Source organism: Spiroplasma endosymbiont of Sarcophaga variegata (genome assembly GCF_965178695.1).
Classification (GTDB): Bacteria; Bacillota_I; Bacilli_A; order Mycoplasmatales; family Mycoplasmataceae; genus Spiroplasma; species Spiroplasma poulsonii.
On the sequence record NZ_CBCXVU010000002.1, the window covers coordinates 1,761,947 to 1,779,657 of the forward strand.

Genomic DNA, 17,711 nt, shown 5'->3' on the forward strand with positions numbered 1-17,711 from the left:
CTTTACTTTACAAATATTAATAAAATTTATTTCTAAAAATGTAAACACCACAAAAGTACAAAATGTGTGTGGTTTCTACACGTGATGTTAAACCCCCTGATAGTATACAACAACGAGGTGAATTATTTGCTAATAATACTTTTAACGAACAACAATTAACTCAAACAATTGATAAATTAAAGGACAATCAACATCAAATTGTACAAGGATTAACAAAAACATTTGTAATGTTAGAAAATCGTCGTAAGAAGATGACAAAAATTTTTGCAATATAGTATGTTCTAATTGAATATCTTTATTACTTAAATTAATTCTTTTTCCATTGTATTTAATTCACATTATCTATTCTCCTTTTTAATAATTTGGATTAGTTTTTCTTATTTTTTCCACACAATCGCCACATTCTTGTGTTTCTAAATATTGAGTTCCATATTATTCCAGTTCTATATATTTTTTACAGATGACACAATACAATTTTGTTTTTTCAAATAAATCATCATATGTTTTATAATTTGCCATTTTTGCTCATTTCACTTTCTAAATGTTCTGCAATATGTTGATAAAAATTCATTTCTTTTCGAATAATATTAACGGATTCATAATGAATATCATACTCATTTAATTGAATTAAAGTAGCTTGCATAGTTTTAATTTTCATCTTAATTTCATCCAATAAATCTTGCATTATATTTTTATAAAAATTTTTTACCTTCTCTAAAATATTTTTACGCTCTTCTTGAGAAAATATTTCATCATTACCAACATTTATTTTTTTCATAAACACTCCTTTACCGTAATAAACACTGTTATACTAATGTCTAAATAATGTATATGTACTGTAATAAACACTGTTAATAACATTGTTAAATATATAAAAAATAAGTAAGGCACACTGAAAAATACTATTAACAACGTTAATAGAAAATATAAAATTAATAAATCAAATAACAAAGCTAGTGTGCCACAGCTAAGATATATGATTAATTATAATAAATATTAAAATACTTTAATCATAATTCTAAAGAAATTTAAAATCTTAATAATAACAAAAATTCCAAATGGAATTAAAATAATTCAAGCATCATCAAGAACTGACATTAACTGTGGTAACACAGCATAAACAGCATCTTTAACTTTCATCATAGCTTGTCCTAAACCACTTCAAATAGAACCCATTCCATCTGAAATAGTAGGCTTATCACCAACTGCTAAAAAATTAATTGCTGTTGTTAAATACATACCTAACACTATTTATTTTCCTCCTTATTTTTAATTTCTTTCTTTTCTTTTTTCTTTCCTTGAATTTGACGAATTTTTTGATAAATCGATATACCAATTCAAGCAAGAATTCCTAAAATGATAATAATACTAAATATTTATGTTAACCATACTGGCATAATTTAATTCCCCCTAGAAATTTAGCTTGCGCGGCACGCTTCGCGTGTTAGCTACGCTCAAAATAAACTATATTGAATAAATTACCGCTAATAAATTACGCGGATAATTTATTCATTTTCTTTTACATTATTAGTTACTATTTTATTAACAGTATTAATAACATTATCTTTTCCATACTTAGTTACTAAGGACCGTAAAATAAAATAATGTTTTCTTTCCATTAAAAAATCAACTCCTTTCTGAGTTGATTTGTTGCACTTCATATTACAATTTACATATTATAAAAAAAAGCAAGAGATTTAACAATGAATTTACTTTTTTATTTAAAAAATTCAATTTCTTTTAAGAAAAAAATAACAATACTTTAATTAACTTCTATTAACTTATTATTAATAATTTGATATTTTTTTGTAACTTTATTATTTGTCGAAACTGCTGTTCAGTCATTTAAAAGGGAATTAAATTTTAAAACACGACTTGCTTCTTGTAATTCTAATGTAATCAAATATTTTTCATCATAACTAATTCCGTTTCATAAATTATTAGTTCGAATAACATTAAGAAAATTATCTGTACCAATGATTTTAAGATCATGAAGTATGATTCCATTCTGATTACTAATAATAATTCGATAATATGGCGGATCTTTATCACCAAAATAACTATGAATAATTTCAGCATCACCATACAATCGAATTTTTTTATTATTTTGAATCCAACCCTAAAATCCCATGATAACTATTTGCAAGGCCTAAAAACTTAATAGTATTATTATAATTACTTGATATTGCAAAAACATATTTATTTGGTAATTTTCCCGTTGTTTTAAAACCAATAAAAACATTCACTTTATACTTATCACTAGTCTTTTGATATATTTGATAATTTTGCATTCCTACCTATCAGATAGATAAATTCTGATCATAATTAAAATATTTTCCATAATTTGTCATATTAATATCTGTTCCAAAACTAATTTCAACATTATCTTTTAAAGAAACATCAATTGTTGTAATTTCATATTTTGCAAGATTGTCTTCAACGATTGATTGATGAGTACCATCAATAATATTTTCTCAAATGTTTTTAGTTAACATTGGATAAGTTTTAATTTTTTGATTAGTTGCTTCGGTTGGTATTAGACCTCACTTTATAAAAAAAGGCGCTAAATTGCGGTTACTTACTTTCGAAGTCATTTCAATAAATAATTGTTGTTTTTCAACATTTGTTCCAGGATTATCAGAAAATGGTAAAAGACGATAATATTGTGATAAAGTTGAATAAAAATTATCACCAAAAGCCATCAAATTACTAAAATTAAATATCATTTTGCGCAATCAGATCAGCAACGAAATTTTGATGATATTAGTGATTTATTTACTAAATTAGCGATGTTTTGACAATTACAAATGGCTAGGGGTGTCTAACCGATTCGCATTGAATAATTTTTGTTGAACATAAAGCGCACTAATATTAACTGTTACTTCAGTAAGACCATTTCATATTGGTATTGTGGAGTTTGATAAGTATGCCCGATTTCATGTCATAACCCTCATTGATTATTACTTGTACTAGTAAATAAATCAGCGCCGGAACTTGTATCATTTTGAAAGGTAATATGATAATTGGTTGCTGAAGCATAACCTGCCCCCGTATCTGGATTAGCAATATGAATATATTGTTGATGCTTCTTTGCAATTCCTGAATAATTTGGATTCAAACCATTATGCTTCATTTGTATATTTTCAAATATTGTCTCAATTTTCTAAAATTTTTTCAATATTAACATTATTTTGGTTTTCCCATAAAAATATTTTAACAATATTAATATCATATGTTTCTAATAGTTTTGTAAGATATATCTCTAATCCTGCTTTGCACCCACTACAAACAGCTGATATATTGTTAATATTGCCCATAATACCCTCGTTAATACTATAAAGTTATTTCAAATAACTCTATTTTCTCAGTTAATTAAAACATTTTTTAAATAAAAAAACAATACCAAGAACTAAGTGTCAAATGAATTAATCAGCTAATTAAAAAAAGTTTAAAAACCTTAAACCTTATTTTCTAATTCCTAATTCTTCAATGATTGCTTTATATTCATTAAAATCAGTTTTAATTAAGTAAGCAAGCAAATGCTTTCTTTGTGCTACTTTTTGTAATAAACTTCTTCTTGAAACAATATCTTTACGATGAATTTTCAAGTGAGCAGTTAAATTGTTAATATCTTCTGTTAAAATAGAAATTTGTACTTTTGTTGAACCAGTATCTTTAGCATTTTGACCAAATTTTGATACTAATTCTGCTTTTCTTTCTTTTGAAACCATTATAAATTTCTCCCTTCATTGTTGTGGCTCATAACGTTAAATCAAAGCATTTAAGAAAGGGTTATCTTAAATCAACGAAATAACAACAACCCTATTAATATTATGCTTTATTTGCAAAAAATGCAAGAGTATCAGCTAAATCTTGTTCTAAAAGATTAACTAATTCGGTTAAGTTATTTATTTTAATATTTTCACGCAAATATTTTTTAAAATAAACAATAATTTCTTGTTCATATAAATTTAAATTAGCATCTAATAAATATGTTTCAACAACTTCTTTTCCTTCAAATAACCGATATGAAGTCATTGATGGGTAAAGATGTCCTTGTGCTCACGTTTCTGTAACATAAACCCCATAAGGTAAAATTACTTTTTGTGGTAAATACATGTTGGCAGTTGGAAAATTAATTGTTCGCCCAATTTGTTTCCCTGGTTTTACTTTCCCACGCAAATGATAATCTTCATATAATAATTTATTTGCAGCTGGTAAATCATAATTTAATAATAAATTACGAATTGTTGTTGAAGAAAAAACATCATCTTGCCGATTAATTAAATAAACATTTTCTTGACTAAAAAAAGTAATAATTTGTTTAAAATCCCCTTCGCGATTTTTCCCAAACCGAAAATCAGATCCAATTACAATTTTAACAACATTAAACCGTTCTTTTAATATTGTTAAAAATTGTTGCGCTGATAAATTCATAAATTCACTTGTCACTGGAACCTCTAAATAATAATCAAAATTTAATTTTGCTGCTGTTTCCTGTTTTGACCTATTATCTAATAATTTTGTATCAGTTTGATGTAAAAAATCAGTAACACTTTGTGACATTGTAAAAAATAATGCCGCTAAATTTTGTTCTGCTTTAATTTCCATTAAACGATTAATTAGTTTTAAATGCCCTAAATGAAAACCATCAAATAGCCCTAAGGAAACAATTTTTGCTTCATTATTAGCTAATTTATTTCATGTTAAAATTTTCATTAATAATGATCATCCTTATCTATTTTTTGTTGTTGATTTGTATCAATATTTGCCCATAATCCCCGTTGACAAGCATAAACATGTTTACCAATATGTTTATAAATTGCTAAAACATTTTTGTTTTTATCAATGATAAAAATAATTGGATCAGTATGATTAATAATAACAATTGGTTTTCCTTGTCTAATTTCTTCATCATAATGATAAAGTAACAACTGTTGTTTATTTGTAAACAAGGCATCATACATTGAAATTAAACGGTTAAAATTTACTTCTTCTGGAGCAATTGCTTTCGATAACAAAAAATTTCCTGATTGTGTTCGACATAAACTCTTAACCGTTGCAATTGTATTTAATTTTGCAGCAAGATCAATAACTAAACTACGAATATATGTTCCTTTGGTACATAATACACTAAAGGTGATGGTGTGGTCATGATGATTATATTTTTTCAACTTAATTTCCTTAATCGTAACTGTTCGTGGTTTAATTTCAACTTCTTCATCGCGCCGAGCATATTCATAGAGTTTCTTCCCATTAACTTTAATAGCAGAATATTTAGGCGGATATTGCTCATACATAAACCCATTAAATTCACTAAAAATTTTTTTCAATTGTTTTTTGCGCAGTTTAAAGGGAGTTTCTTTCTTAATAACATTACCAGTAATATCACCATTATCTGTTTCAACAAATAATTTCATTTCGACATCATAAGCTTTATCTGCTGTTAACAAATATTCACTCATTTTCGTAGCATTATTCACTAATACCACTAAAAGACCTGTTGCTAAAGGGTCTAAAGTTCCAGCATGGCCAACTTTTTTAATCATCAAGGTTTTTTTAATATCTTGAATAATTTGATGACTTGTTTTCCCAGCCGGTTTATTAATTAAAAAAATACCATCATGCATATGTTAAAATCACCCACTTCTTGATTCATTATATCATTTTTTAGATTATTCCCAACATTGATTAAGATCAGTTTTAACCCTTTTTAGAACATTTTTTGACAAAAGTAATTGATTATTAAATAAATATAGTTTAAGATATTTATGTATGAAAAATAAATATTGTTACATTTATATCTTTCTTAAATTATTATAGCCTTTCCTTTTGTGTTAAAATTCTTTAATTTTGTCGAAAACTCTTGATGAAATAAAAAAAATCATCAATATGACAATTTGAAAACTAATTTTGTGTAAGATTATGATTTTGCTTTAAATTTTTTAAACGTTAAAATATAATACCGTTGATTGTTGGTTTGGTGTTAAACCTTTGTGTTGGTATTTTCATTTTCAGAGCTTTAAATAATTTTGAATATTAGTGAAACCCAAACCATGATAATGAATTAAGGCTTCTTTAAGACTGGATTGTAATTTACTAATCTTATTTAACTTTTGATAACTAGTATCAGGGTTTGTACTAGTTTTGGTGGAATATAGAGTAGAATTTGTTTGTTTTGCTACTAATAAATATAGTGGTTGCATATCAGAAATAATTATTGATTTTTCTTTAATTAGTTGCTTATTCATATTTTCAATAATCCATTGTTTTTGTAATCTTTTGGTATTGGTGGATTGAACAAAAATATTATTATTGCTATCAACTGCCATTTGAATACAGCATTTGGTATCAGTTGAAAATGGATCGAGATGAGTTTTTCGTTTATCAAATTTATCTTTAAAATTGCCTTTATGAATTTCTTTAATAAATGTTTCATCCATTTGGATTTGACCATTTAATTTTTTAAATTTTAACTGTGTATTTTCTAATTGTTTTGATTGCATTAATTTTTGTCGATTATATCAAGCGGTTTTTGGGGTTGTTTTAATAAAACGAGAAATTATTTTACTAGATTGTCCTAACAATGAAATTTGAATTAATAAATTTCACTGTTCATAATTTAAATGACTTCAATAAGTAAAATGATGACGAAATGCATCAAAACTAGCACGACATTTTTTACATAAATATTTTTGTTTTCCTTCGGAATTATGACCATTTTTAACACAATGAAAAGATTTGCAATTAGGACATATAATGCCTTTATCTCTAAATTTTTGATCAATTTCATTTAAACGTTTTTGTTTTTTAATTAAGTCTGCTTGTTGTTTTATTTTTTCATAAAATTCTAAAAATTGATCATCTGTTAAGCTATTTATTAATTCTGTAATTATTTTTTTCATCATTTATTTACCTCTATATATTAAAAATATACCTAATTTTAGGTATATTTTATAAATATCAAGAGTTTTCGACAAAATTAAAGTTAAAATTTGTATTTTGTGGCAATATTTAAATATAAAATAATCTTAAAAGTTTTTTTTCATACATTTACAAAAATTAATTGAAGTTTCTTATAGGCTGTTCATTTTTCTTCAATTAATTTTTTTTTGAAAAAATAGCAGAAAAGTACGCAAAAAAGCAAGAAATTTTATTTAAAATTGTTGTAATTTTTGAAATCCATGCTATTATTAATTTGTCTTAAGTAGACAAATAAGTAAATCAAAGAAAAAATTGGATATGCTAGGTAATCTTTATTTTATTTAAAATAAAGGAACGAACAAAAAAATGTATAAATACCTAAATGGACTTTAAAGTATTAAAATATCTCAAAAATTAAAAAAATAGGACATTTGTCCTATTTTTTTATATTAATTTATTATCTTGTAAAATGGCCACAAATCCTTTAAAAAGAAGATTCTTATCATATTGATATGGCACTAATGTTGTAATATAACTTGCATTCCCACCTGTTAGCATTACTTTTGGTGTGGTTGCTTGAGTTGTAAGTTTTTCAACAAAAGCTGTTATTGTTAATAAATGACCGTTTACTAATCCGATGTTGATTGCTTGTTTAGTATTTTTTCCTAAAATTGCATCTTCATAAGAATAATCAAATGTCTGTAGTAACTGTGCTCGATTAAACAGTGCTTCAGCAGCAGCTTCTAACCCCGGCATAATAATTGTTCCTAATAAGGTCCCTTGTTTTAGTAATGAAATTGTAGTGGCTGTTCCCATATTAACTAAAATAACATCTTGGTTTGGATATAAATCCAATGTTGCATATGAACCAACAATCAAATCAGCCCCAAGATTTCGTGGATTAGGAATATCAATTGCTAATCGTTCAATTGCTAAATTTTTTTTAACTTGATAAAACGGAATTTGTAAATCAAGGGCTAATTGGTAAAATAAATCATCTCACATTGGACGAACTGACGATAAACATAGTAACGTTAAATCTGTTAAAGTTAATTTTATTTTATCTAAGGCTGTTATAATTTTTTGACGAAAATTCTTTTCTGCGATTAATTCGCGACTAGAAATCGTTAAAAAAGATGTAATTTCTTGGGATGAATTAAGAATTGCAAATTTAATTGCTGTATTACCAATATCTACTAATAATTTCATTGTTATTTATCTCTCTCTTCTATAATTTCACTAATTGCTGTTACAATTGCTTGAGCAACAATTATTGGTCGTATAAATTATTTAAGGGTCTTAAATTAATATCTTAGAAATTGTGGAATAATGTACCACTTACTTATTTACATTGTATTACTTTTAATTTTATTGTCAATACATTTTTCTATTTTTTTAAATTTATCCACGACAAAAATACATTTTTATTAAAGTTATTTAATTTCTTAGATAAAACTAATAAAAATATAAGTTTTTTTGTAAATTATTATTTACAAAATTATTAACTGAATAATTAAATTTATTTTCTTCTAGCAGTTGTTCATTACTATTAAATAAATTAATTTTATTTTTTAATCCCATCATACTAGCATTTAATTTATTTGGAATTATGTAAAATGAAGTGCAACAAATCTTATTAGTCAAATAATACAATAAAAATCATAAAAAATCAATTATAAATTTTTAAAAATCAAAATATTTATAGTTTTTATTTTATTTTAAGGAAAATTAAGCACACTAAAAAATAATTTATTAAATTACTTCAAATAAACCTATTTAAAATTATCTGAAAATACCTCTTTTGCTGTTCTTCAATTAAGAACAGGCCTTAATTTATCATTTATAACATTAACTACTCAATTTATTTTTTGTTGACTAACATTATTAAAATCAGTTCCCTTAGGAAATCATTGTCTAAGTTCAGAATTCATATATTCAATTAATGGTTTTTGTTGTGGTTTACCGGGGTCACAAAAATAAACTTGTGTTTCAGCAAATATTTCTAATTCTCTTCATTTACTAAATTCTTTTCCTACATCAGTTATTATTCCTTTAATTTTCCCAAATAAATTATTACTTATAACAATATCTTTAAACTTTTCCACAACTTCATTAGCAGTATGATTTTTTAATTTCATAACAAAATAACTTTTACTATTTTGTTCAACTAAAACCAAATTACTAGATTGATGCTCTTTTCCAACTACCGTATCCATTTCAAATCAACCAACACCAGTCTCTTTATTATCAATATCTAATATTGATTTAAAATTAATTAATTTACCACGATTATCAAATTTTCCTTTTGTTTTATATTTTTTACCACGATGACGTAAATTCTGTTTTAAAAAACCATAAAAACCCAAACGAATTCATTTATACAATGTTTTAACACAAACAGGAAATTTAATACCAAACTTTAGAAAATAACGATGAATAAGTTGTGATGGAGAATCACGATAAACATTAAATCTTATATTAATAAAATTTAATTGTTCTTCTGTAAACTTATATCTTTTATTATTCTTTTTTCTTTTCTCATAATACATTTTATCTGACTTATAAGCACTATATTCATCAATAGTTTTAAAACGCTTAATTTCTCGCAAAATAGTACTACGATTTCTGTTCAAACATTTAGCAATCTGTGCAATATTTATTTCACCATTCTTTTTTAAAAATAATTTTGATAATAATAATTTTTCCAATTTAACCCTATCAATAAAACTTAAATGACTATACATAACATTTATATACCTTTCATTAATTTATAAATTTAATATTAAAATTATTTAATACATTATTGATATATGATAAAATCAATTATAGCATTCAAGTAATTTTAATAAAGGAGAAGTAAAATATGAAAAAGTTACTAAGTATTTTAGGAGTAATCGGATTAACAGCAACAAGTACAACAACATTAATTAGTTGTGAAAAACCAAATAATAATGAAAACGGGGGGGGGTAATAAACCTACACCAGAACCACAACAACTACCAGAAAATAGCAAATGAACTAATATTCCTAGAACACAGGCGCCTAATAAAGAGTTTTTAACTGCTACTAATAAATGATATTTTTATATAAATAAATATGAAAATAATTATATAACGACAAAATTTTATTTTGATAATAATTTTATTAATAATCAAAACACTTGATGACAACACTTAAAAAATGATTCAGATTTTATTTGAAACTATAATTTAGTATATCGTTGAAATAAAAACAATGAACCACAAATACCAGAAATTAATAAAGACACAGGACTAATAATTGATTGAAAATAATAAAAGGACTAACAAGTCCTTTTTTAAATTAATCGAACAAACTTCATAAAGATAATTAATAGGAATATATTTGTTATTGTATTATATAATGCTGGACTAAATTTTCATACCTCAAATGTTTGACTAAAAAAACTATATATTGTTTGAAATATTTTACCAACACCGCTTGCTAATTCGTTTACTTGTTTAACACCGGGAATATTATTTACAATTCAAATTGCAGCATTTTTTATATGACACGCTAAATTATATCAACTACAACTTTCATATTGTGCTTGTCATCATTGACTATCGGGAAATAATCCACCATTATTAATTTCTTGTCAGTTATAAATCCCAAAATTAAAATCATAATAACGGTACATATCATTTTCTTTTTGGGCTTGTAATTCAAAAACATTATAACCGATTTTTTGTTCTTCAATTTTTTTTGTATTTTAAACCGTATTTATCTTTTAAAGCACCTTCAAAAACATAACCCTCATTTTGATTAATATTATAATCATTTGATACAGAAAAATCATAATTAAATACATCTCCATAATTTGTGTTATAAAAACGATTTTTAAATGCTGAATACAATTTAATGTCTAATTGATTGTATTTATCAGAAAAATAAAAATAACGAGGATAAATTTTAAAACCATTATTTGCTAATAAACCATATTTTTTATTATATCCTTGTACATAAGTATCATTTTCTAAATAAAAAATTGTTCGTAAATAATCTTTATAAAAATTTTGGGAAACCGTAAACATACTATTTAATAGTTTTTCAAATTGATTTTTATTAGTATTAGTTTCATCAATTAAAACATCTCTAAAATTAATCAATTTTAAACCAAAAAAATTAATTAAAACAGTATCATACTGTAAATTATCAATATAACCACTTTCAATAAAATTACTGCGATTTTGAAATACAGGTACCAAAGAATGGGTAAAAAAGGCTTTTAAAAATTTATTAATATCAATTTGACCTTTCATCTGTTCAAAAACCATTTTACCAATATTAGGAGAATTACCTTGATAATAATTATAAGTTTCAGCACTAAAATTAAAAGTATCTTCTTTTTCTTTTATGAAAGAAAATAAAAAACCTAAATCATCAGTATACCGATAACTATTTGCATTATTACCATCCCAATATTGTTTAAAATGTGTTAATTCTAAACTACCAGCAACAATATTTTTATTTTCATCAATTGTTAAAATCATCCGATAAATTGATTTTCTAGTTAAAATAACATCAGGTTTTCAATCTAATTTTTCCATATTATTAATAATTTCAAAATCAAAAATTATTCTTTCACTACCCAAATTTGGGTCATCATAGTTTGGATTACCACCTTGCTGAATTCGGATATTTTCTTGTACAATAACATCAATATATTTAAGCAAAAAAGAACGAACATTTTGATAATATTCAGTATATCATTTTAATTTGCCATCATTATCAACAACGGGTAATTCTTGTTCACCGTTTCCATCTCAACGATATACTAAATTATAGTTTCAAATAAAATCTGAATCATTTTTTAAGTGTTGTCATCAAGTGTTTTGATTTTTAATAAAATTATTATCAAAATAAAATTTTGTAAGCAAATATTGACCATTTCTTTTTTCTCCATAAAAATATCATTTATTAGTAGCAGTTAAAAATTCTTTATTAGGTGCCTGTGTTCTAGGAATTTGTATTCAAAACTCATTAATCATTTTAACTAATTGTAAATTATCAATACCTCTTTCTAATTTATTAATAACTTCCACAGTATTAAAATACTTAGCAAAAGAATAAGAAAAATTAGTTAATTCTTTTAAAAATTGTTTTTTATCAACATCATAGAATTTATCAATATTATATTGTTTAGCATAAGTATCTCAATTTTTATATAAATCCATAAACTCATCACTAGGCTTATCAAATGAAATTCCCGTTGAATAACTATTCTTTAAAAAGTCTAAATATCATTTATCATTATAAGTTAATGTTTGTGATGTTTTTAGAGTTGGATTAATAAAGTAATTTGTTTCAGACCAGTTTTCAAAAAAACTACTGCGTAAAAACATTGTATTAATAAAATCAGTTTCATTCATTCCCATTGTTTGTTAATTAACAGTATAATTCTGCTGATTTAAGGGTTTAAATGCTGTTAAAGTAATAAATGGAATAATTAAACCTAAAATACCTAAAATAGATATGGCAAATAAAGATAATGATTTTTTCATATTTATAATTCAACCCCTAACTATACAATGTTTTTGAAACAATAAACCCAACAATATATAAACTTGATATTGTTAACATTAATGGATGACTAAACAAAATTGCCATTTTACCAAACAAAGAAAGTAAAAAAGTATCTGAGTTATATAAATCCATAATGATATTTTTTGCTGATGTTAATTGATTTATAATCACCGTAATAAAACTAGTACCAAAAATAGCAATTGCAGCAACTAATAAAACTAATCTAATCATTAATCTGTTTCCTTTCACCGACCATTTTTATTAGCCTTATGTGCTTTTTTAACACCACGTACTGTTGAAGCATACAATTTTGATGTACTGTTTTTAACAGTTGAACCTAATTCGTTATATTGCGTTCTTGTTCCGTGAATTGCATAAATAGACAACTTAACAACCATAAAAAAGATAATAAAATAAGCAATTGTTGTATTTGTCATCGGTAATTTAGTATTTCAAATTACATCAAAAATAAACAAAAATACATCAAAAATAAAACTAAAAATCTTATTTCAATTACTGCTTTCTGATAATAAATTAATCATCTTTACCACTTCCTTTTTCTTTTTTAGGTTTTAAATTCTTTTTCAAAATATCAATATCAAACAATGCTAAACGTTCTTTAACACTTAATTTAGTAATTTCTGACCAATAATATTCTTTATAATTAACTATTTCATCATTTTTTAAATCACGAACAAACTTTAATCATTGACTATCATATTTCTGTGCAAATTCTAATGGAATAATTATTTTAAAAAACCGAATTCCTAACCCAACATCCGACTTATGTTTTGCTCGTTTACCTTCGGCTGTTCTTTCTACTGATTTTGTTTTTCAAATTTCATAATCTGTAATATCTTGAAAAATACCAATTCGCATAATAAATCTGAGTGTTTTTCACCAGGATAAATAAATTTATTACTCAACCAAAAACCAATATGACGATTATGATTAGGTAAATTTATAAAACTTGCTTTTTCTGTTTCAAAAACTATCAACTCTTTACGAATAAAATAATTTTCTATATTTTGATTTTTCTTAACAAAATTACTCAATTTTATCAACTCCTAACTAAATATTTATTTAATAAACAATGTTATATTTAATGTTTATATATTGTTTACTTATTGATAAAAACACTGATTATTAACAATGTTATAAATAATGCTATATATTGTTTATTTAATGTTTAATAAACAATGTTATTAACAATGTTAAATATATAAAATAATAAAAATTGACACACTGAAAAATACTATTTAATTTTTAATAATAGTCTTTAATTTTGTCGAAAACTCTTGATATTTATAAAATATACCTAAAATTAGGTATATTTTTAATATATAGAGGTAAATAAATGATGAAAAAAATAATTACAGAATTAATAAATAGCTTAACAGATGATCAATTTTTAGAATTTTATGAAAAAATAAAACAACAAGCAGACTTAATTAAAAAACAAAAACGTTTAAATGAAATTGATCAAAAATTTAGAGATAAAGGCATTATATGTCCTAATTGCAAATCTTTTCATTGTGTTAAAAATGGTCATAATTCCGAAGGAAAACAAAAATATTTATGTAAAAAATGTCGTGCTAGTTTTGATGCATTTCGTCATCATTTTACTTATTGAAGTCATTTAAATTATGAACAGTGAAATTTATTAATTCAAATTTCATTGTTAGGACAATCTAGTAAAATAATTTCTCGTTTTATTAAAACAACCCCAAAAACCGCTTGATATAATCGACAAAAATTAATGCAATCAAAACAATTAGAAAATACACAGTTAAAATTTAAAAAATTAAATGGTCAAATCCAAATGGATGAAACATTTATTAAAGAAATTCATAAAGGCAATTTTAAAGATAAATTTGATAAACGAAAAACTCATCTCGATCCATTTTCAACTGATACCAAATGCTGTATTCAAATGGCAGTTGATAGCAATAATAATATTTTTGTTCAATCCACCAATACCAAAAGATTACAAAAACAATGGATTATTGAAAATATGAATAAGCAACTAATTAAAGAAAAATCAATAATTATTTCTGATATGCAACCACTATATTTATTAGTAGCAAAACAAACAAATTCTACTCTATATTCCACCAAAACTAGTACAAACCCTGATACTAGTTATCAAAAGTTAAATAAGATTAGTAAATTACAATCCAGTCTTAAAGAAGCCTTAATTCATTATCATGGTTTGGGTTTCACTAATATTCAAAATTATTTAAAGCTCTGAAAATGAAAATACCAACACAAAGGTTTAACACCAAACCAACAATCAACGGTATTATATTTTAACGTTTAAAAAATTTAAAGCAAAATCATAATCTTACACAAAATTAGTTTTCAAATTGTCATATTGATGATTTTTTTTATTTCATCAAGAGTTTTCGACAAAATTAAAGATAATAGTTATTAAAATATAAAATTAATCATTTATAATTAAATTGATATTTTTGCACTACATACTGCCTACAAATTTTAAAAAGAAAGTAGATATATTTATAAAGAATATTATAAAAATTTATATTCCAAAACTACTATTAATATGACCCCCAATAAAAATATTCTTATTTTTATTAAATCCTACTTTAAAACAATTATTTCATTACTAATAATTTCAATAATAACTTATAGACAGTGTGTAATACAAAAATAAACAACAAAATTATTTAATCAACTCACATAAAAGCTAGTGTGCCATAGCTAAGATATATGATCAATAATAATAAATATTAAAATCCTTTAACCATAACACGGAAAAAGTTTAAAATCTTAATGATAACAAAAATACCAAATGGAATTAAAATAATTCACGCATCACCTAAAAAGGTCATTAATTGTGGTAATACAGCATAAATTGCTTCTTTAACTTTCATCATAGCTTGTCCTAAACCACTTCAAATAGAACCCATTCCATCTGAAATAGTAGGCTTATAACCAACTGCTAAAAAATTAATTGCTGTTGTTAAATACATACATAACACTATTTATTTTCCTCCTTATTTTTAATTTCTTTTTTATCTTTTTTCTTTCCTTGAATTTGACGAATTTTTTGATAAATTGATAAACCAATTCAAGCAAAAATACCTAATATAATAACAACACTAAAAATTGTCGTTAATCAAACTGGCATAACTTATTCCTCCTAAAAATCTAATTTTCGCGGCACGCTTCGCGTGTTCGCTACGCTCAAAATAAACTATATTGAATAAATTACCGCTAATAAATTACGCGGATAATTTATTCATCTTCTTTTTCATTATTAATTACAATATTATTTACCGTATTAATAACATTATCTTTTCCATACTTAGTTACTAAGGACCGTAAAATAAAATAATGTTTTCTTTCCATTAAAAAATCAACTCCTTTCTGAGTTGATTTGTTGCACTTCACTTACACGATGCCTCTTTATCTTCTTATTAATTATACAAATAAAAAACGATATATTAAAATATTAATATATCGATGTTCCTTATTACTATCTTACTGCTCTTTTTTCGTAAAAAAAGCAGCTTGCATTCTTCGTTGTGACTCTGCAATAATTCGCATCAACCAATTCAAGTCATTGCCCTTGTTCTAAATATCGACAATAAAAATTACGAATAATGTATAAACGTTAACCATAACGTTCTTGCACAAAATATTTTGCTTTTTTCAAAATTGAAATATATGCATATTGTAAATCTAATGGTTTTTGATAAATTTTTTGATAAACTTGAGCATATTCTTTAATTAACTCAGTAACTTTAAATTCTAATGTTTTTGTTCGCTCAAGAATCATTTGTTTTAATATTTGATCTTTTTGCGCCGCATTATACTTTGCACTTTTCATAATATAATATAGTTTAATTTCTAATGCCAAAACAGGATTATTATGTGAAATAATTTTTTCATTATTTACAATCAATGATAACTCCCGGATTACATTATCATAGAACTGACTGCAATTATTGCTTCCTAACACTGATACTGACACTTTTTTCACCCCGTATAAATAACTTTTTAATCCTTATAAGAAACATTCTCTAAGTGGCTGTTGTATATTATTATACTTATATATTATACCTTATATTTAATACTTTTTGATAAAAAAATACTTTAATTTTGTCGAAAACTCTTGATGAAATAAAAAAAATCATCAATATGACAATTTGAAAACTAATTTTGTGTAAGATTATGATTTTGCTTTAAATTTTTTAAACGTTAAAATATAATACCGTTGATTGTTGGTTTGGTGTTAAACCTTTGTGTTGGTATTTTCATTTTCAGAGCTTTAAATAATTTTGAATATTAGTGAAACCCAAACCATGATAATGAATTAAGGCTTCTTTAAGACTGGATTGTAATTTACTAATCTTATTTAACTTTTGATAACTAGTATCAGGGTTTGTACTAGTTTTGGTGGAATATAGAGTAGAATTTGTTTGTTTTGCTACTAATAAATATAGTGGTTGCATATCAGAAATAATTATTGATTTTTCTTTAATTAGTTGCTTATTCATATTTTCAATAATCCATTGTTTTTGTAATCTTTTGGTATTGGTGGATTGAACAAAAATATTATTATTGCTATCAACTGCCATTTGAATACAGCATTTGGTATCAGTTGAAAATGGATCGAGATGAGTTTTTCGTTTATCAAATTTATCTTTAAAATTGCCTTTATGAATTTCTTTAATAAATGTTTCATCCATTTGGATTTGACCATTTAATTTTTTAAATTTTAACTGTGTATTTTCTAATTGTTTTGATTGCATTAATTTTTGTCTATTATATCAAGCGGTTTTTGGGGTTGTTTTAATAAAACGAGAAATTATTTTACTAGATTGTCCTAACAATGAAATTTGAATTAATAAATTTCACTGTTCATAATTTAAATGACTTCAATAAGTAAAATGATGACGAAATGCATCAAAACTAGCACGACATTTTTTACATAAATATTTTTGTTTTCCTTCGGAATTATGACCATTTTTAACACAATGAAAAGATTTGCAATTAGGACATATAATGCCTTTATCTCTAAATTTTTGATCAATTTCATTTAAACGTTTTTGTTTTTTAATTAAGTCTGCTTGTTGTTTTATTTTTTCATAAAATTCTAAAAATTGATCATCTGTTAAGCTATTTATTAATTCTGTAATTATTTTTTTCATCATTTATTTACCTCTATATATTAAAAATATACCTAATTTTAGGTATATTTTATAAATATCAAGAGT

At 24.3% G+C, this 17,711-nt stretch carries 26 protein-coding genes and 4 pseudogenes; 4 read left to right on the forward strand and 26 right to left on the reverse strand.

Annotation, left to right across the window (positions count from 1 at the left end; genetic code table 4):
• Positions 1–68 precede the first annotated feature (68 nt).
• Positions 69–275, forward strand: coding sequence for a hypothetical protein (locus ACOBME_RS11375; protein WP_338966505.1), 207 nt, complete (start codon positions 69–71; stop codon positions 273–275).
• Between the two features lie 230 nt (positions 276–505).
• Here the strand turns inward: ACOBME_RS11375 and ACOBME_RS11380 are convergent, their stop codons facing one another.
• The 16 genes from ACOBME_RS11380 to ACOBME_RS11455 form a co-directional block, all read right to left on the reverse strand.
• The gene (locus ACOBME_RS11380; RefSeq protein ID WP_419335338.1) at positions 506–778 is read right to left on the reverse strand and encodes a hypothetical protein; all 273 of its coding nucleotides are present in this window, start codon (positions 776–778) and stop codon (positions 506–508) included.
• A gap of 218 nt (positions 779–996) precedes the next feature.
• Complete coding sequence (locus ACOBME_RS11385) at positions 997–1,248, reverse strand: hypothetical protein (RefSeq protein WP_338966509.1); 252 nt, start codon at positions 1,246–1,248, stop codon at positions 997–999.
• Positions 1,248–1,376, reverse strand: coding sequence for a hypothetical protein (locus tag ACOBME_RS11390; protein ID WP_338966607.1), 129 nt, complete (start codon positions 1,374–1,376; stop codon positions 1,248–1,250). Before ACOBME_RS11390 ends, ACOBME_RS11385 begins: the two co-directional genes overlap by 1 nt.
• 129 nt (positions 1,377–1,505) lie before the next feature.
• Entirely contained in the window at positions 1,506–1,661 is a 156-nt protein-coding gene (locus ACOBME_RS11395; RefSeq protein WP_338966618.1) for a hypothetical protein, read from the reverse strand.
• A gap of 101 nt (positions 1,662–1,762) precedes the next feature.
• Complete coding sequence (locus tag ACOBME_RS11400; RefSeq protein ID WP_338966511.1) at positions 1,763–2,089, reverse strand: hypothetical protein; 327 nt, start codon at positions 2,087–2,089, stop codon at positions 1,763–1,765.
• 13 nt (positions 2,090–2,102) lie between these two features.
• Positions 2,103–2,291 carry a hypothetical protein gene (locus ACOBME_RS11405; protein ID WP_419335340.1) on the reverse strand — a complete coding sequence of 63 codons (189 nt, stop codon included), beginning with the start codon at positions 2,289–2,291 and terminating at the stop codon, positions 2,103–2,105.
• A 6-nt stretch (positions 2,292–2,297) separates the two neighbouring features.
• Positions 2,298–2,726, reverse strand: coding sequence for a M60 family metallopeptidase (locus tag ACOBME_RS11410; RefSeq protein WP_419335342.1), 429 nt, complete (start codon positions 2,724–2,726; stop codon positions 2,298–2,300).
• A 152-nt stretch (positions 2,727–2,878) separates the two neighbouring features.
• Positions 2,879–3,133 carry a M60 family metallopeptidase gene (locus ACOBME_RS11415; protein WP_419335344.1) on the reverse strand — a complete coding sequence of 85 codons (255 nt, stop codon included), beginning with the start codon at positions 3,131–3,133 and terminating at the stop codon, positions 2,879–2,881.
• Positions 3,123–3,317: a hypothetical protein gene (locus ACOBME_RS11420; RefSeq protein ID WP_338966515.1), complete on the reverse strand. Its 195-nt coding sequence runs from the start codon at positions 3,315–3,317 to the stop codon at positions 3,123–3,125. The genes ACOBME_RS11415 and ACOBME_RS11420 overlap by 11 nt, the downstream gene beginning before the upstream one ends.
• Before the next feature lie 147 nt (positions 3,318–3,464).
• The gene (gene rpsO / locus ACOBME_RS11425; protein WP_040093642.1) at positions 3,465–3,731 is read right to left on the reverse strand and encodes a 30S ribosomal protein S15; all 267 of its coding nucleotides are present in this window, start codon (positions 3,729–3,731) and stop codon (positions 3,465–3,467) included.
• A gap of 100 nt (positions 3,732–3,831) precedes the next feature.
• On the reverse strand, positions 3,832–4,719 hold the full coding sequence (locus tag ACOBME_RS11430; RefSeq protein WP_338966517.1) for a riboflavin kinase: 888 nt from the start codon (positions 4,717–4,719) through the stop codon (positions 3,832–3,834).
• A complete protein-coding gene (gene truB / locus ACOBME_RS11435) occupies positions 4,719–5,630 on the reverse strand; it encodes a tRNA pseudouridine(55) synthase TruB (protein ID WP_419335347.1) in 912 nt (303 codons plus the stop codon). The genes ACOBME_RS11430 and truB overlap by 1 nt, the downstream gene beginning before the upstream one ends.
• 315 nt (positions 5,631–5,945) lie before the next feature.
• Positions 5,946–6,908: an IS1/IS1595 family N-terminal zinc-binding domain-containing protein gene (locus tag ACOBME_RS11440; protein ID WP_338963247.1), complete on the reverse strand. Its 963-nt coding sequence runs from the start codon at positions 6,906–6,908 to the stop codon at positions 5,946–5,948.
• Between the two features lie 460 nt (positions 6,909–7,368).
• Positions 7,369–8,133, reverse strand: coding sequence for a type III pantothenate kinase (locus tag ACOBME_RS11445; RefSeq protein ID WP_338966520.1), 765 nt, complete (start codon positions 8,131–8,133; stop codon positions 7,369–7,371).
• Between the two features lie 246 nt (positions 8,134–8,379).
• Positions 8,380–8,508 (reverse strand): hypothetical protein, encoded by a 129-nt coding sequence (locus ACOBME_RS11450; RefSeq protein WP_338966522.1) that lies wholly within the window; start codon positions 8,506–8,508, stop codon positions 8,380–8,382.
• Positions 8,509–8,696: 188 nt separating this feature from the next.
• Positions 8,697–9,668, reverse strand: a complete 972-nt coding sequence (locus ACOBME_RS11455) for an IS30 family transposase (RefSeq protein WP_338966523.1) — start codon at positions 9,666–9,668, stop codon at positions 8,697–8,699.
• A gap of 119 nt (positions 9,669–9,787) precedes the next feature.
• Between ACOBME_RS11455 and ACOBME_RS11460 the strand changes: the two genes are divergently transcribed.
• Complete coding sequence (locus ACOBME_RS11460; protein WP_338963303.1) at positions 9,788–9,895, forward strand: lipoprotein; 108 nt, start codon at positions 9,788–9,790, stop codon at positions 9,893–9,895.
• Positions 9,876–10,217 carry a hypothetical protein gene (locus ACOBME_RS11465; RefSeq protein ID WP_419335350.1) on the forward strand — a complete coding sequence of 114 codons (342 nt, stop codon included), beginning with the start codon at positions 9,876–9,878 and terminating at the stop codon, positions 10,215–10,217. Before ACOBME_RS11460 ends, ACOBME_RS11465 begins: the two co-directional genes overlap by 20 nt.
• A gap of 23 nt (positions 10,218–10,240) precedes the next feature.
• Here ACOBME_RS11465 and ACOBME_RS11470 read toward each other — a convergent pair.
• From ACOBME_RS11470 to ACOBME_RS11490, 5 genes and pseudogenes are all read right to left on the reverse strand, one after another.
• Positions 10,241–12,446: pseudogene (locus tag ACOBME_RS11470) on the reverse strand (spiroplasma phage ORF1-like family protein).
• Between the two features lie 16 nt (positions 12,447–12,462).
• Positions 12,463–12,699 (reverse strand): hypothetical protein, encoded by a 237-nt coding sequence (locus tag ACOBME_RS11475; protein ID WP_338963583.1) that lies wholly within the window; start codon positions 12,697–12,699, stop codon positions 12,463–12,465.
• Positions 12,700–12,749: 50 nt separating this feature from the next.
• Positions 12,750–13,010, reverse strand: a pseudogene (locus ACOBME_RS11480) (hypothetical protein); the annotation flags it as partial.
• Positions 13,003–13,353: pseudogene (locus ACOBME_RS11485) on the reverse strand (hypothetical protein); the annotation flags it as partial. The pseudogenes ACOBME_RS11480 and ACOBME_RS11485, both read right to left, overlap by 8 nt.
• Positions 13,299–13,523 (reverse strand): annotated as a pseudogene (locus ACOBME_RS11490) (DUF3627 domain-containing protein); the annotation flags it as partial. The pseudogenes ACOBME_RS11485 and ACOBME_RS11490, both read right to left, overlap by 55 nt.
• A 302-nt stretch (positions 13,524–13,825) precedes the next feature.
• Here ACOBME_RS11490 and ACOBME_RS11495 point away from each other — a divergent pair.
• Positions 13,826–14,788 (forward strand): IS1/IS1595 family N-terminal zinc-binding domain-containing protein, encoded by a 963-nt coding sequence (locus ACOBME_RS11495; protein ID WP_338963247.1) that lies wholly within the window; start codon positions 13,826–13,828, stop codon positions 14,786–14,788.
• Between the two features lie 430 nt (positions 14,789–15,218).
• On the opposite strand, the gene ACOBME_RS11500 is transcribed toward ACOBME_RS11495, so the two are convergent.
• The 5 genes from ACOBME_RS11500 to ACOBME_RS11520 all read right to left on the reverse strand — a co-directional run bounded on the left by ACOBME_RS11500 (position 15,219) and on the right by ACOBME_RS11520 (position 17,648).
• Positions 15,219–15,470 (reverse strand): hypothetical protein, encoded by a 252-nt coding sequence (locus tag ACOBME_RS11500; protein WP_338966526.1) that lies wholly within the window; start codon positions 15,468–15,470, stop codon positions 15,219–15,221.
• Positions 15,470–15,619, reverse strand: a complete 150-nt coding sequence (locus ACOBME_RS11505) for a hypothetical protein (protein ID WP_338963269.1) — start codon at positions 15,617–15,619, stop codon at positions 15,470–15,472. Before ACOBME_RS11505 ends, ACOBME_RS11500 begins: the two co-directional genes overlap by 1 nt.
• 107 nt (positions 15,620–15,726) lie before the next feature.
• Positions 15,727–15,882 (reverse strand): hypothetical protein, encoded by a 156-nt coding sequence (locus tag ACOBME_RS11510; protein WP_338966611.1) that lies wholly within the window; start codon positions 15,880–15,882, stop codon positions 15,727–15,729.
• A 223-nt stretch (positions 15,883–16,105) separates the two neighbouring features.
• On the reverse strand, positions 16,106–16,465 hold the full coding sequence (locus tag ACOBME_RS11515) for a hypothetical protein (RefSeq protein ID WP_338966528.1): 360 nt from the start codon (positions 16,463–16,465) through the stop codon (positions 16,106–16,108).
• A gap of 220 nt (positions 16,466–16,685) precedes the next feature.
• Positions 16,686–17,648 (reverse strand): IS1/IS1595 family N-terminal zinc-binding domain-containing protein, encoded by a 963-nt coding sequence (locus ACOBME_RS11520; RefSeq protein WP_338963247.1) that lies wholly within the window; start codon positions 17,646–17,648, stop codon positions 16,686–16,688.
• Positions 17,649–17,711 lie beyond the last annotated feature (63 nt).